At 73.8% G+C, this 12,664-nt stretch carries 11 protein-coding genes and 1 pseudogene; 6 read left to right on the top strand and 6 right to left on the bottom strand.

The window, feature by feature from the left end; all coding sequences use genetic code 11:
* Nucleotides 1-35: 35 nt before the first annotated feature.
* The 3 genes from SALPAC2_RS0115720 to SALPAC2_RS0115710 all read left to right on the top strand — a co-directional run bounded on the left by SALPAC2_RS0115720 (nucleotide 36) and on the right by SALPAC2_RS0115710 (nucleotide 2,118).
* A complete protein-coding gene (locus tag SALPAC2_RS0115720) occupies nucleotides 36-446 on the top strand; it encodes a YciI family protein (RefSeq protein WP_018217598.1) in 411 nt (136 codons plus the stop codon).
* Nucleotides 443-1,588 carry an RNA polymerase sigma factor gene (locus SALPAC2_RS0115715; RefSeq protein ID WP_018217597.1) on the top strand — a complete coding sequence of 382 codons (1,146 nt, stop codon included), beginning with the start codon at nucleotides 443-445 and terminating at the stop codon, nucleotides 1,586-1,588. The genes SALPAC2_RS0115720 and SALPAC2_RS0115715 overlap by 4 nt, the downstream gene beginning before the upstream one ends.
* Nucleotides 1,589-1,725: 137 nt before the next feature.
* Nucleotides 1,726-2,118 (top strand): winged helix-turn-helix transcriptional regulator, encoded by a 393-nt coding sequence (locus SALPAC2_RS0115710; RefSeq protein WP_018217596.1) that lies wholly within the window; start codon nucleotides 1,726-1,728, stop codon nucleotides 2,116-2,118.
* On the opposite strand, the gene SALPAC2_RS0115705 is transcribed toward SALPAC2_RS0115710, so the two are convergent.
* Nucleotides 2,119-2,526, bottom strand: coding sequence for a RidA family protein (locus SALPAC2_RS0115705; protein ID WP_018217595.1), 408 nt, complete (start codon nucleotides 2,524-2,526; stop codon nucleotides 2,119-2,121). It abuts the gene before it with no gap.
* Between the two features lie 174 nt (nucleotides 2,527-2,700).
* Between SALPAC2_RS0115705 and SALPAC2_RS0115700 the strand changes: the two genes are divergently transcribed.
* The 3 genes from SALPAC2_RS0115700 to SALPAC2_RS27970 are packed head-to-tail and all read left to right on the top strand — an operon-like array spanning nucleotide 2,701 to nucleotide 6,526.
* Entirely contained in the window at nucleotides 2,701-3,333 is a 633-nt protein-coding gene (locus SALPAC2_RS0115700) for a PadR family transcriptional regulator (protein ID WP_018217594.1), read from the top strand.
* A complete protein-coding gene (locus SALPAC2_RS0115695; protein ID WP_018217593.1) occupies nucleotides 3,330-4,052 on the top strand; it encodes an ABC transporter ATP-binding protein in 723 nt (240 codons plus the stop codon). The genes SALPAC2_RS0115700 and SALPAC2_RS0115695 overlap by 4 nt, the downstream gene beginning before the upstream one ends.
* On the top strand, nucleotides 4,049-6,526 hold the full coding sequence (locus SALPAC2_RS27970; RefSeq protein WP_018217592.1) for an FtsX-like permease family protein: 2,478 nt from the start codon (nucleotides 4,049-4,051) through the stop codon (nucleotides 6,524-6,526). The genes SALPAC2_RS0115695 and SALPAC2_RS27970 overlap by 4 nt, the downstream gene beginning before the upstream one ends.
* A gap of 270 nt (nucleotides 6,527-6,796) precedes the next feature.
* Here the strand turns inward: SALPAC2_RS27970 and SALPAC2_RS28535 are convergent.
* The 5 genes and pseudogenes from SALPAC2_RS28535 to SALPAC2_RS0115660 form a co-directional block, all read right to left on the bottom strand.
* Nucleotides 6,797-7,138 (bottom strand): annotated as a pseudogene (locus SALPAC2_RS28535) (ECF transporter S component); the annotation flags it as partial.
* Nucleotides 7,139-7,356: 218 nt separating this feature from the next.
* The gene (locus SALPAC2_RS0115675; RefSeq protein ID WP_018217589.1) at nucleotides 7,357-8,988 is read right to left on the bottom strand and encodes an ABC transporter ATP-binding protein; all 1,632 of its coding nucleotides are present in this window, start codon (nucleotides 8,986-8,988) and stop codon (nucleotides 7,357-7,359) included.
* Nucleotides 8,985-10,133 carry a CbiQ family ECF transporter T component gene (locus tag SALPAC2_RS0115670; protein WP_026184774.1) on the bottom strand — a complete coding sequence of 383 codons (1,149 nt, stop codon included), beginning with the start codon at nucleotides 10,131-10,133 and terminating at the stop codon, nucleotides 8,985-8,987. Before SALPAC2_RS0115670 ends, SALPAC2_RS0115675 begins: the two co-directional genes overlap by 4 nt.
* Nucleotides 10,134-10,170: 37 nt before the next feature.
* A complete protein-coding gene (locus tag SALPAC2_RS0115665; RefSeq protein WP_018217587.1) occupies nucleotides 10,171-11,082 on the bottom strand; it encodes a hypothetical protein in 912 nt (303 codons plus the stop codon).
* Nucleotides 11,079-12,536, bottom strand: coding sequence for a prenyltransferase/squalene oxidase repeat-containing protein (locus tag SALPAC2_RS0115660; RefSeq protein ID WP_018217586.1), 1,458 nt, complete (start codon nucleotides 12,534-12,536; stop codon nucleotides 11,079-11,081). Before SALPAC2_RS0115660 ends, SALPAC2_RS0115665 begins: the two co-directional genes overlap by 4 nt.
* Nucleotides 12,537-12,664 lie beyond the last annotated feature (128 nt).

Genomic DNA, 12,664 nt, shown 5'->3' with positions numbered 1-12,664 from the left:
TGTTGTCGGAGATGTCGCCTCGTCAGGAGAAGCTGATGGCCAAGTACCTGCTGCTCAAGCACTACCGGGGTGGCCCGGCGCCCACGGTGGACTGGGCGCCGATGGACCAGTGGACGCCCGACGAGGTCGACGCGCACCTGCGGTTCATGCACGACTTCGGGGCGCGGCTGGAGGAGACGGGCGAACTCGTGGACGCCCAGGCGCTGTCGCCGGACGGCGCATTCGTGCGGTACGACGGCGAGGGGCGGCCGCCGGTGACCGACGGGCCGTTCGTCGAGACCAAGGACCTGATCGCCGGGTGGTACATCATCGATGTCGAGTCGTGGGACCGCGCGGTGGAGCTGGCGGGGGAGCTGTCGGCGGCCCCCGGTCCGGGCGGTAGGCCGATCCACGAGTGGCTGGAGGTTCGACCGTTCCACGGTGTGCCGGCGGCTGTGCCGGAGTGAACGGGGAACTGCTGCGGGACCTCGTACCAGCGGTGATCGGGGTTCTCGTCCGGCGCGGTGCGGACTTCGCGTCGGCCGAGGATGCCGTGCAGGACGCCCTGGTCGACGCGGTGCGCGGATGGCCGGCGAATCCGCCGCGGGACCCCCGGGGTTGGTTGATCACCGTGGCCTGGCGCAGGTTCCTCGACGCCGCCCGCGCCGACACCTCCCGGCGGCGGCGCGAGGTACGCGTCGAGGGCGAGCCCGTACCCGGGCCGGTCGAGGCGGTGGACGACACGTTGCAGCTCTATTTTCTCTGCGCGCACCCCTGCCTGACGCCGGCCTCGTCCGTCGCGCTCACGCTGCGCGCGGTCGGTGGTCTGACGACGCGTCAGATCGCGCGGGCCTACCTCGTGCCGGAGGCGACGATGGCCCAGCGGATCAGCCGGGCCAAGCGGACGGTCTCGGGTGTCCGCCTCAACCAGCCCGGTGCTGTCGCCACGGTGTTGCGCGTGCTCTATCTGGTCTTCAACGAGGGCTATTCCGGGGATGTCGACCTGGCCGCCGAAGCGATCCGGCTCACTCGTCAACTAGCCGCCCGGATCGACGACGAGGAGGTGGCGGGCCTGCTGGCGCTGATGCTGCTGCACCACGCGCGGCGTCCGGCGCGCACCAGCCCGGACGGCCGGCTGGTGCCCCTGGCGGAGCAGGACCGCAGCCGGTGGGACCGTCACCTGATCGCCGAGGGGGTCGAGGTGCTCCAGCAAGCCCTGGCCCGCGACCGGCTGGGGGAGTTTCAGACCCAGGCCGCCATCGCCGCACTGCACGCCGACGCCCGGACGGTCGAGGAGACCGACTGGCGGCAGATCGTCGAGTGGTACGACGAGCTGGTGCGCCGCACCGACAGCCCGGTGGCCCGGCTCAATCGGGCGGTCGCGCTCGGGGAGGCCGACGGCCCGCGGACCGGCCTGGCCGCCCTGGCGGGGCTTGACCCCGCCCTGCCCCGGTACGCCGCCGTCGCGGCGTACCTGCACGAGCGGGCGGGCGACCCGGTGACCGCGGCCCGGCGCTACGCCGAGGCTGCCCGCTCGGCGCCGAGCCTCCCCGAGCGTGACCATCTCATGCGGCAGGCTGCCCGACTCAACTCGCAACCGCGGAGCTGAGCGGGCGTTGAAGCCGCCACCTCGCCGGCACCGGTTTACGGAGCGGTCCACGGGCAGGTGCTGATCGCCGCCGCCTCCTGCCCCCGTTTCGTCAGTGCTCTCTTGTGGTTACTGAGGATCTGATGGAGAGTAAGTGGATGGGTAACGGACACGAGGCGAGCGAACTGCTGCCAGACACCGATCTGGCGCGTGCCGACTCGCTGGCACGAGAGATCTTCTCCGACGTGGCCAACAAGTGGGCATTCCTGATCATCGAGTTCCTCGGGCAGCGCACCATGCGCTTCGGGGAGCTACGCGACGAGGTCGGCGGCATCAGCCACAAGATGCTCACCCAGAACCTGCGGATGCTGGAACGCAACGGCCTGGTCGAGCGAACCGTGTATCCCACCATCCCGCCCCGGGTCGAGTACACCCTTACCGGGGCGGGTGAGGCGCTACGGAGCGTCGTCGACGGCATGTGCGGCTGGACTCAGCGCCACTTCAGCCACATCGAGTCGTCGCGGCGCCGCTTCGACGCCTCGCAGGCGTGATCAGTCGAGGACGGCGGTCGCCTCAACCTCGACCAGATGTTCGGGAACGTCCAACGCCGCGGCCCCGAACAGTGAGGCCGGAGCTATGGGGGTGGTGCCCAGCTTGGCCGACGCCCGCGCGATGCCCTCGAGCAGCTCCGGCATCCGGTCCGGGGTCCAGTCGACGACATGCACGGTCAGCTTCACCACGTCGGCGAAGGACGCCCCGACGCCAGCCAGTGCGGTACCGACGTTGAGGTAGCACTGCTCGACCTGAGCGGCCAGGTCGCCTTCGCCGATCGTATTGCCGTCCGCATCCCAGGCGACCTGCCCAGCGACGTGAATCAGCTTGGAACCGGTCGCCACCGACACCTGCCGGTACACGTCGACCACGGGAAGTCCGCTCGGGTTGACCAGGGTTACGGCCATGGTGACCGCCTCCTTCTTCGCTCTCTTTCGGTTACTAGAACACCATAGGAAACCGATCGCATGCAGGGAAGAAGGCACTTTTCCGAACCCCAAGAACCTTTCGGTAACCAGCTACCCGAGCCGCATCTCGCGTCAGGAGATACCAAGTAAGTAGTTACCTGGTAAGTTCCCGTCATGCAGCGAAACGCGGTGCGGTGGGGGCTACTGGCACTCTTCGTGGACGGTCCGAAATACGGGTACCAGCTCCGAACGGAGCTGGACACCCGTACCGGTGGCAGTTGGGCGGTGAACGTCGGTCAGATCTACACCACCCTGGACCGCTTGGTCCGGGACGGCTTCGTCGCCACCGCGGGCTCGGACGACCAGGGGCGGGAGCTGTACGCGCTCACCGAGCGGGGGCGGGCGGCGCTCGCCGACTGGTACCTCACCCCGGTCACCGAGACGGAGCGCCCCCGCAACGAGTTGGCGATCAAGTTGGCGATGGCCGCGCAGGATCCGAGCGTCGACATCACGATCGTGGTGCAGCAGCAGCGCACCGAGTCGATGCGGCAGTTGCGGGACTACACCGACCTGCGCCGACAGGCCAACGAGGACGTTGACCTCACCTGGTCAATGTTCCTCGATCACTTGATTTTCGCCCTCGAGGGCGAGCTCCGGTGGCTCGATCATGTGGAGGGGACGGTGCTGCGGCGGCGGTACACCCGGCCCGCCTCCGCCTCCACGTCCGCACCTGCACCCGGGTCCAAGTCTGCGTCGTTCCCGGCCGAGGCTGCGGATACCGCCGAGTCGGGGCGGGCCCGGCGGTGAGCGACGTGGTGTTGCGGCTGGCCGAGGTGGAACGGGTCTACCGGGCCGGCGAGGGCTCGGTCCGGGCGTTGGCCGGGGTCAGCCTGACCGTTCGAGCCGGTGAACTGGTCGCGGTGATGGGGCCGTCCGGTTCGGGGAAGTCCACCCTGCTCTCCATCGCCGGCGGTCTGGAGGTACCCACCTCCGGGTCGGTGGAGGTGGCGGGGGTCGGGCTCGGTGGGCTCGACTCGACGGCGGTGGCCCACCTGCGCCGGGACCGCATCGGCTACGTGTTCCAGGACTTCAACCTGGTGACCGACCTGACCGCCGCGGAGAACGTCGCCCTGCCGCTGGAGCTCGGCGGCAGCAGTGCGCGGTCGGCGCGGGCGGCGGCTGGCGCCGCGCTGGACGAAGTGGGCCTGCCCGAGGTCGCCGACCGGTTTCCCGATCAGCTCTCCGGTGGGCAGCAGCAGCGGGTGGCGATCGCCCGCGCCCTGGTCGGCGACCGCCGGTTGGTGCTGGCGGATGAGCCGACCGGTGCCCTCGACTCGCAGACCGGCCTCGCGGTGTTGCAGGTTCTGCGGGCGCGGATCGACGCCGGGGCGGCTGGTGTGTTGGTCACGCACGAGGCGCGGTACGCCGGCTGGGCGGACCGCACGGTTTTCCTCCGAGACGGGCGACTGGTGGACGCCACCCCGGAGCGCGACGATGCCCGGCGCCTGCTGGCGGAGCGGTCGTGAGCGCCGCCGGCTGGTTCGGTTCATGGCGGGTCGCGCTGCGCATCACCCGGCGCTCCGCGCTGCGCCATCGGGCCCGGAGCGCGCTGATCCTGCTGATGCTCTTCGTCCCCGCGTACGCCGGCACCGTCCTGCTGGTGAGTTGGAGCAACCTCAGCGGCACCTCGGCGCAGAACGCCACCTTCACGTTTGGCCAGGCCGACCTGATCGTAGACGCCGACAGCGCGATCGCGGCCACCCTGCCGTCGGGCAGCCGCACCCTCGGGTTGACGCAGGCCCGCACGGTGGTCCACGGCCCGGATGACCTGCGCGTGTCGGACTACGAAGCGACCGACCCGGAGCACCCGCTGAACCAGGGCCGGTATGTGCTCCGGTCCGGCCGGGCCCCCGCCGGGCCGGCCGAGGTGGCGCTGACCCGCTCGATGGCCGACGAGCTGGGCCTGGAGTTGGGGGGCCGGCTGACCGCCGGGATGCCGCAGCGGGAGCTCACCGTGGTCGGGCTGATCGACTGGAGCCGGTCGTTGGGCGCCGCCGGGCTGCTCGTAACCGACGATGCCCCGCTCTCTGCGGCGGGCGGCAAGCTGATGGTGCAGCTGCCGCCGGGCAGCCGGTGGTCGCCGCCGGAGCCCAGCTCGTATTGGGAACGGAGTGCCCCCAGCGCCGCGGAACGTCGGATCGAGGCGGCGGCGACGGTGCTCGTGGTGAGCTTCGCCGGCACCCAGGTCGTGCTCCTGGTCGGTGCGGCCTTCACCGTCGGCGCCGCCCGGCAACGTCGGGAGTTGGCGTTGGTGGCCGCCGCCGGTGCCACCGCTGCGCAGGTCCGCAAGGTGGTCGTCGCCAGTGGAATGTTGCTCGGTGCCATCTCCGCGACCGCCGGGGTGCTCCTGGGGCTGGCGACCTTCGCCCTGGCCGGCCCGCTCATCGAGCGCATCGCCGACCACCCGTTGATCGAGGTGTCGATCCCCGCTGGGCAGGTGGCGGTGGCCGCGGTGGTCACCCTGCTGCTGGCGGTCCTGGCGGCGGTGCTGCCGGCACGCGCCCTCCGGGGGCGACCCCTGCGCGGTGCCCTGGGCGGCCAGCGGGACCAGTCCCGGCTGGACCAGGTCGCGCTGGTGGCCGGCGTTGGGCTGATCGCTGTCGCCACCGTCGCGTTGCTGGGCTCCGCCAACCCGGAGGGTCAACCGGCCGTGCTCGCCGCCGGCGGCGTCGCTCTGCTGCTCGGCGTCGTCATGTGCACACCCGCGCTGGTACGGGTGAGCGCGCCCCTGGCACGGGTGCTGCCCATGCCGGCCCGGTTGGCGCTGCGCCACGCCGTACGGCATCGGCTCCGCACCGCCGCGGCGATGGCCGCGGTGCTCGGCGCCGTCGCCGGTAGCGTCGCGCTCGCGCTGGCCGGCGGGGCCCGTGGCGTCGCCACCCCCACCCAGGTGGAGGCGCGGCCCGGTCAGGTCCTGGTGCCGGCGGAGCTCGCCGACCTGCTGGGACCAGCCGGGTTGGCGCGGCTGGCCGCGCCCCTGCCGGCCCGCGCCGTCGTGCCACTGCGGACAGCCGCTAACTTCTATCCCACCGTGTTCCGGGACCCCTCCGACAGCACCACCGATCCCACCGTCATTCGCGCCCACGAGCAGCGCGACATCGCCGTCGGCGGGGCGGAGGTCGTGCGGCTGGTGACCGGCCGGGCAGCCACCACCGCCGAGGTGGCTGCCCTGGATCAGGGCGACGCGGTGGTCTTCAACGACGCCCTGGCGGAGAGCGGTCAGGTCACCCTGCTGCCTCGCGGGTCGGAGCCCAGCTCGGCGGCGCCCGGCTCGGCGGCGCCCACCTCGGCTGCAGCCACCTCGCTGCCGGCCGTCGTGGCCGCCCAACAGGAATATTTCGCCAAGCTTCCCGGCCTGGTGGTCTCACCCGCGACCGCGCAGCGCCTCGGGCTGGACACCCAGCCCCGGCAGGTCGTTATCGACCCGAGCCGTACACCCACCGATGCGGAACTGGACCGGGCGAACGCGGTGCTGCTGCAGGCGCAGCTCGCCGCCGGTAGGTCGCACTCGCCGGCCACCGTCGCGGCCGCCGAGCTCGGCTCGGACACCCGTCGCAGCACCACCATGTTCTACCTGCTGGCCGGGGTGAGCGTCCTGGTCACCCTGGTCGCCAGCACCGTGGCGGTCGGGCTGGCAGCGACCGAACTCCGCCCCGACCTAGCCACCATGGCGGCGGTCGGCGCCACCGGGCGTACCCGCCGACGCATCGCCGCGGCCCAGGCCGGGTTCATCGTCGGCGCCGGAACCCTGCTCGGCCTGATCTCCGGCATCGGGCCGGCGGCGGCCTACGTCGGCTTCAACGTCGAGCTGCGCTGGCACGTACCCTGGCCCGCCCTGCTGGCGGTGGTGCTGGCCCCACCCGTGCTGGCGATCGTCGCGGCCCGGGGGCTGGCCCGCGGCGGGCTTCCCCGCCTGCGGAGCCAGGAGCGAAGTCGGTAGCGACGCCGACAGTCCCGGACCGGGGGCGGCGAAGGCCACCGGAGCGGCGAAGGTTACCGGAGCACCGAAGGCGGCCTTGCGGGCGGCGCGGCGCAGCGCGGCGAGCACCGCCGGGCCGGCGAGGGCGATCAGCACGGCGGTGGTGATCGCCCGTCCGGTGTCCCAGCCGAAGGTGGAGGTCACCGCGGTGAAGACGACGAAGCGGTGCAGGTTCTCCAGGACCGGCGCGCCGGCCACGTAGGAGAGTTGGGTCTCCGCGCCGGCGCTGAACGGCCAAAACCAGAGGTTCATCAGCAGCCCGTAGCCGTAGGCGGCGAGCGCGCCGTACCCGGCCAGCAGAGCGACCTCGGCGCGACCGCGGGGTCGGCGGGGAAGCAGGCCGGCGCCGAGCCCCACCCAGGAGGCGGCGAGCATCTGGAACGGCAGCCAGGGGCCAACCCCGGCGGTGAGCAACGCGGAGGCGAACAGCGACGTGGAGCCGAGCAGGAAGCCGAACCCCGGTCCGAAGACCCGGCCGGCGAGGACCAGCAGGAAGAACACCGTCTCGATCCCGGCGGTACCGGCACCGAGCGGGCGCAGCGCGGCGTTGACCGCGGCGAGCACCCCGAGCATCGCCAGGGCCTTGCTGTCGATCCCACCGGAGGTGAGTTCCGCCAGCACCAACGCCACCAGCACCGGCAACATGACGACGAAGACCAGCGGCGCCTCGCCGGCGCGGGCGGTGCTCTCCGGCTGCACCGGGACGAAGAGCGGCCAGGTGAAGGTGGCCAGCGCGGCGATCGACGCGAGCACCAGCACCACGGCGGTGCGCGGAGCGACCCGCAGCACACTCACGCCGGCTCCCGCTCCGCCACCAGCGCGGTGGCGACCTGATCCACCGTCAGCCACGGCGCCGGGGCCAGCACCTTGGCGACCTGCGGGGCGAAGGCGGGCGAGGCGAGCATGACCTCCGCGGTGCTGCCGTCGGCCACGATCTCACCGTCGGCCATCACGATCACCCGGTCGGCCAGCGCCGCGACCAGCTCCACATCGTGCGTCGCCACCACCACGGCACGCCCGGCAGCGGCCAGCCCCCGCACCAGCGCGACGAACTGCCGCTTGGCGAGGTAGTCCAGGCCGCGGGTCGGCTCGTCCAGCAGCACCACCGGCGGGGCGGCGGTGAGCTGCACCGCGAGCGCGAGCGCCAGCCGCTGCCCCTCGGAGAGGTCCCGCGGGTGCCGGTCACCGGGCAGACCAGGGGTGAGCTGGTCCAGCAGGGCGCGGCAGGTGCCGGCCGCCGCCTCGGTCTCCTGGTCGGCCTGACGGCACTCGCCGTCGACCGTCTCCAGGTAGAGCAGGTCGCCCGGGGTCTGCGGAACCAGCCCGACCTGCCGGCGGGCCTGGTGCGCCGGCAGGCTCTTCGGGTCGACGGCCCCCGCCGCGCCGGTGACGGTCACCGCGCCGCCCTGCCGGGGGCCGCTGCCCTGCACAGCCCAGAGCAGGCTGGACTTTCCGGAACCGTTGCGGCCCATCAGGGCGACGACCTGGCCAACCTGGAGGTCGAGATCGACGCCGGCCACAGCCACGGTGCCCGGATACCGTACGACGATCTTCCGCGCGCTCAGCGCCGTCGTCGGGTCGGGGGCGGGAGCCGGCGCGGGAGGTGCCCCCTCGCCGAGCCGACCACGCAGCTCGGCGGCGCGGCGGCGGGCGTCGCGTACCGACAGCGGCAGCGGGTCCCAGCCGGCCAGCCGGCCCAGCTCGACCAGGGGTGGGGCCAGCTCCACACCGGCCAGCACCGCCGCCGGCGGCCCGTCGACCACCCGCCCGTCGCCGGGCAGGTAGAGCAGGCGGTCGGCGTACTGCATGACCCGTTCGAGCCGGTGCTCGGCCAGCACCACGGTGACGCCGAGATCGTGGACCAGCCGGGTGACCGCGGCGAGTACGTCCTCGGCGGCTGTGGGGTCCAGCGCGGAGGTGGGCTCGTCGAGCACCAGGACCCGGGGGTGGCTGGTGAGGACGGCGCCGATGGCGACCCGTTGCTGTTGCCCACCGGAGAGGGTCCGGAGTGGCCGATCGCGCAGCTCGGCGATGCCGAGCAGGTCCAGCGTCTCCTCCACCCGCTTGCGCATCACCGCCGGCGGCAGGGAGAGCTGCTCCATCCCGTACGCCAGCTCCTCCTCGACGGTGTCGGTGACGAACCCGGAGAGCGGGTCCTGGCCGACGACGCCGACGACGTCGGCGAGGTCGCGGGGCGGGTGCCGGCGGGTGTCCCGGCCGTCCACGGTGACCGAGCCGTGCAGGGTACCGCCGGTGAAGTGCGGCACCAGGCCGTTGATCGCCCGCAGCAGGGTCGACTTGCCGGCCCCGGTACGCCCGGCGACCAGGCACAACTCCCCCTCCTCGACGGTCAGCGTCACGTCGCGAAGCGGCGGTGGCCCGTCCTCGGTGTAGCGGACGGTCACCCGGTCAAATGTGATCATGTGCGATCTCTCGGGACAGGTGTCGGCGGCGGCGCGAGCCAGGCCGGTACGGCCGCGACGGCGACGGCGAGCAGCAGCAGGGGGGTCAGCTCGGGCCAGGTGAGCGGGCTGACCGGGGGGTAGAGCAGCTCCGGGTCGACCGTGCCGGCCAGCATGGTCAGGCCGGCCGCGGCGATCCCGCACCCGGCGACGAGCAGCTCGGCCAGCCGCCAGCGGTCCGGCCGGTAGCGGCTGCGGCGGACCCGGCGGCCGGCCAGCAGCATGCCGCCCACGGCGGCGGCCAGCCCGGCGAGGAGCAGCGGCAGCCCCAGGTAGCCGGGGCCGGCGGTGTCGAGCAGCCCGTAGGTGCCGGCGCAGACGCCGAGCAGGCCGCCGAGGACCAGCGTGCCGGTGACCGCCCGCTGCCCGGCGGGGACCGCCGCGGTCCGGCCGTAGCCACGCGAGTCCATCGCCGCGGCGAGCGCCAGGGACCGGTCCAACGCGTCGGCCAACACCGGCAGCGCGACTCCCCGGAACGCCCGCGTCCCCCGCCCGGACGCACCCCGCAGCCGGCGGGCCCGCCGGACCCGCAGCACACTCTCCACCAGCTGCGGGGCGACCGACAGGGCGACCACCACCGCCGTGCCCACCGCGTACAACGCTCCCGGTACGGCCTTGAGGAGCCGCTTCGGGTTCGCCAGGGCGTTCGCCGCCCCCAGACAGATCAGCATCGTCGCCAACCGCAGCCCGTCGTAGAACCCGCCGAGGACCTGCTCGGCGGCGACCGGCCCGAGGAGGCGGATACCGGCCGCCCACTCCGGCAGCGGGATCTCCGGCAACCGGACCAGCACGTGTTCGCCCTGCCCGCCACCGAAGACGATCCGGAACACCACCCGCATCGCGACGATCACCACGCCGAGCCAGACGTACATCCGGAACGCCAGCGCCCAGGGGGCGTGCCCGCGTCGCCGCACGACCACCAGCGCGGCGACCGCGACCAGCAGGGTGAGCCCCAGCGGGTTGGTGGTGTGGCTGGCCGCGGTGGCCAGCCCGAGCGCCCACAGCCACCAGGCCCCCGGGTGCAGCCCACGGGGCAGGCGCCAGGCGGACCAGCGGGCCGACCACCGACCGGCGGTCGTGGAGCGGTCCACCGCGGCGTCAGTCATTCGGGGGTCGGCGGTCGCGGGGCGGTCCACCGCGGTGTCAGTCATCCGGGTCGGCGACCCGCCGTCGTCGGGCGGTGACCAGGCCCCCGGCGGCGAGTGCGGCCAGCAGCAGCACCCCGACCAGCGTGCCCAGCGGCACGCCCCCGTCCTCGCGGGCGGCGACGGCGTCAGTCAGCACGGGCTCGTCGGCGGAGCCCGGCCGCGTCGCGGCGGTGGCGGTCTCCGGGGACGGGAGGACCGCCGCGCTGGCCGACGGCGCGGCGGTGGCCGAGGTCGACGGGCCAATGGTGGCCGGCCCGCCGGTTGCCCCGGGCTGACCACCGTCGGCGGATGGCGGCATGCCGTCGACGGGTGGCGGCGCGCCGCCACCGCCCGCTGGCGGTGGTGCCACCGGTACGTCGCTCGCCGGCGGTGGTGCCGGCGGTGCCGGTGGCGAGGCGGGCGGCGGCGGTGCGGGGCGGCTCGGGGTGACCCCCGGGCGGGGCGCGTCGTCGGGGTTGCGGTTGAGGGAGAACGACCAGCCCTCGAAGCTGCCCGCCGGGGGCGTACGGTTCAGCACCCCCTTGTCGCTGTAGGTCCAGCTGCCCCCGTTCGGGGCGTGCCAGTACGACCAGTAGGCGCTGGCCGGCGGCGTGTCGACGCACTTCTCCGCGTCCGCCGACGGTTTGCCCTCGATCCGGCAGATGAATCCCTCGCCCCAGCGCAGCGTGCCGGTGATCTGGAAGCCGGCGCTCTTCAGCGCGGCCAGCCCGGTGGCCTGGCTGCCCGGGGCGCAGCGGACCACGGTCCCGCCCCCGAGTTCGTTGAAGTCGACCACGACGGTGACGCCGGAGGCGTCCGGGCAGTAGCCGGCGGACCCGACGGCCGCCGCCGGGCTTCCCGGCCCGATCACCGAGCCGGCGGCGACCAGGGCGACGGCCGCCGAGCCGCGGAGTGTCCGGCGGTTCAATTCGCCCGCCGACGGCTGAGGATGAGCAGCCCGACGCCGCCACCGAGCAGCAGCACCGCGAGCAGCACGTAGCTGGTGATCGCCGCGCCGGTGGTGGGCAGCCCACCCGGGCTGGAGGTGGGCGTGGGAGTCACCGGAGCGCTGGCGGTCGGTGCGGCGGAGGGCGACTCCGACGGGGCGGTCCCGGTGGCACTCGGTGTCGGGCTGGCGGTGCCGGTCGGCGAGGCGGTGGGTGACGCGGTCGGCGAAACGCTGCTGGTCGGCGAGGCGGTGGGTGACGCGGTCGGCGAGGCGGTGCCGGTCGGGGTGGGCTGCGGCGGGTCGAGGCCGATCCGACCCAGCGGCACCTGGGCGAGCCCGAGCAGGGCCTGAGCGGTGGCGCGACGCCACTGGTCCCGGCTGCCGTCGCCGAGTCCGTTCTCGACGGCGTCGGCGAGCCCTTCGGCGTTGTAGGCGATGGCGCCCGCCTCTGTGGCGGCCGTCCCGCCGTTGGCCTCGGTCACCTGCAAAGCGGCCAGCGCCACCGCTGCCTCGGTGGCCTCCGGGTCCCGGCCGGCGGCGGCGAGGGCCTGCCCGGCCAGGCCGGTGCTGTTGGAGTTCTTCCCGGCGGTCGGGCCGGAGCCCTCGAACGACCCGTCGGTGTGCTGCTGGGACACCAGCCAGTCCGCGCCGGCGGCGGCCGCGTCGGCGGCGTTGGCGGCGCCGTCCTCGGCGGCGCTCAGCAGCGCCTGCACGGCCATCGCGGTCGAGTCGACGTCGAGGGTGGCGTCGGGTTGGTCGTCGCAGGACGGTGAGGGCCCGTCGGCGGTGTCCGGGTAGAGGCGGAAGCCGCCGGCCGCGCACTGCTGCCGGATGAGGTAGTCCACCACGTCCTGCGGTACGCCGCCGCTGCGGGTCAGGCCCAGCACGGCGAAGGACTGGTCGAAGGTGTTACTGGGGGCTAGGCCGGCTTGCTCGCGGGGCCGGTTGGTGAGCCGTCCCCGCTGGTGGTCGGTGTCCGCCTCGGCGATCAGCGACAGGGTCTCGGCCCGCAGGTCGTAACCGCCGAAGTCGGTGGGGTCGGCGTTGGCGGCGGAGGCGGCGTAGAGCAGTTTCGCGGTCGCCCCGCCGTCGGTGACGTCCTCGGGGCTCCAGGCGTCCCAGCTGTTGTAGGCGCGCACGTTCGCCGCGACCTGGGCGGTCGCCGCCTGCCGGGTCGACGGGTCGACCCCGGTGGCGGAGAGGGCGAGGAGACCGTCGATGGTCAGTCCCCAGTCCTCCGCCTCCGGGTTGAACGGGCTGGGTAGGACGCCGTCGGTGAACTCGTCGGCCAGCCAGGACGCGGCCGCGTGGGCCGCGGCGGTGTGGGCCGGGTCGGGTGCCGCCCCCACGGTTGGGGGAGCGGCGGCTACCGCGGCGAGGGTGGTTGCCGCGGCCACGCCGAGACCGGTGGCGAGGCGCCGGGACAGGGCCATGAGAGGGGTGCCTTTCGTAGCGGAGTCGGTGAGCTCCGGCAAGCACCCCGGGGAACGAAAACCCCGCTCCGCGTGCTGCGGTGAGCGGGGTGGACGGACCTCGGCGGACCGGACTTCACCCTGTAGAC

Origin of the sequence: Salinispora vitiensis (assembly GCF_000378825.1) — a bacterium.
Lineage (GTDB): Bacteria > Actinomycetota > Actinomycetes > Mycobacteriales > Micromonosporaceae > Micromonospora > Micromonospora vitiensis.
The sequence above is the reverse complement of the archived record's forward strand: the minus strand, read 5'-3'. Positions and strand labels throughout refer to the sequence as shown.

Excerpts from the sequence above, each read along its gene's own strand:
- SALPAC2_RS0115670 (WP_026184774.1), bottom strand. The coding sequence starts at position 10,133 with ATGACTGACGCCGCGGTGGACCGCTCCACGACCGCCGGTCGGTGGTCG.
- SALPAC2_RS0115710 (WP_018217596.1), top strand. The coding sequence starts at position 1,726 with ATGGGTAACGGACACGAGGCGAGCGAACTGCTGCCAGACACCGATCTG.
- SALPAC2_RS0115660 (WP_018217586.1), bottom strand. The coding sequence starts at position 12,536 with ATGGCCCTGTCCCGGCGCCTCGCCACCGGTCTCGGCGTGGCCGCGGCA.
- SALPAC2_RS0115700 (WP_018217594.1), top strand. The coding sequence starts at position 2,701 with ATGCAGCGAAACGCGGTGCGGTGGGGGCTACTGGCACTCTTCGTGGAC.
- SALPAC2_RS0115720 (WP_018217598.1), top strand. The coding sequence starts at position 36 with ATGGCCAAGTACCTGCTGCTCAAGCACTACCGGGGTGGCCCGGCGCCC.
- SALPAC2_RS0115705 (WP_018217595.1), bottom strand. The coding sequence starts at position 2,526 with ATGGCCGTAACCCTGGTCAACCCGAGCGGACTTCCCGTGGTCGACGTG.
- SALPAC2_RS0115675 (WP_018217589.1), bottom strand. The coding sequence starts at position 8,988 with ATGATCACATTTGACCGGGTGACCGTCCGCTACACCGAGGACGGGCCA.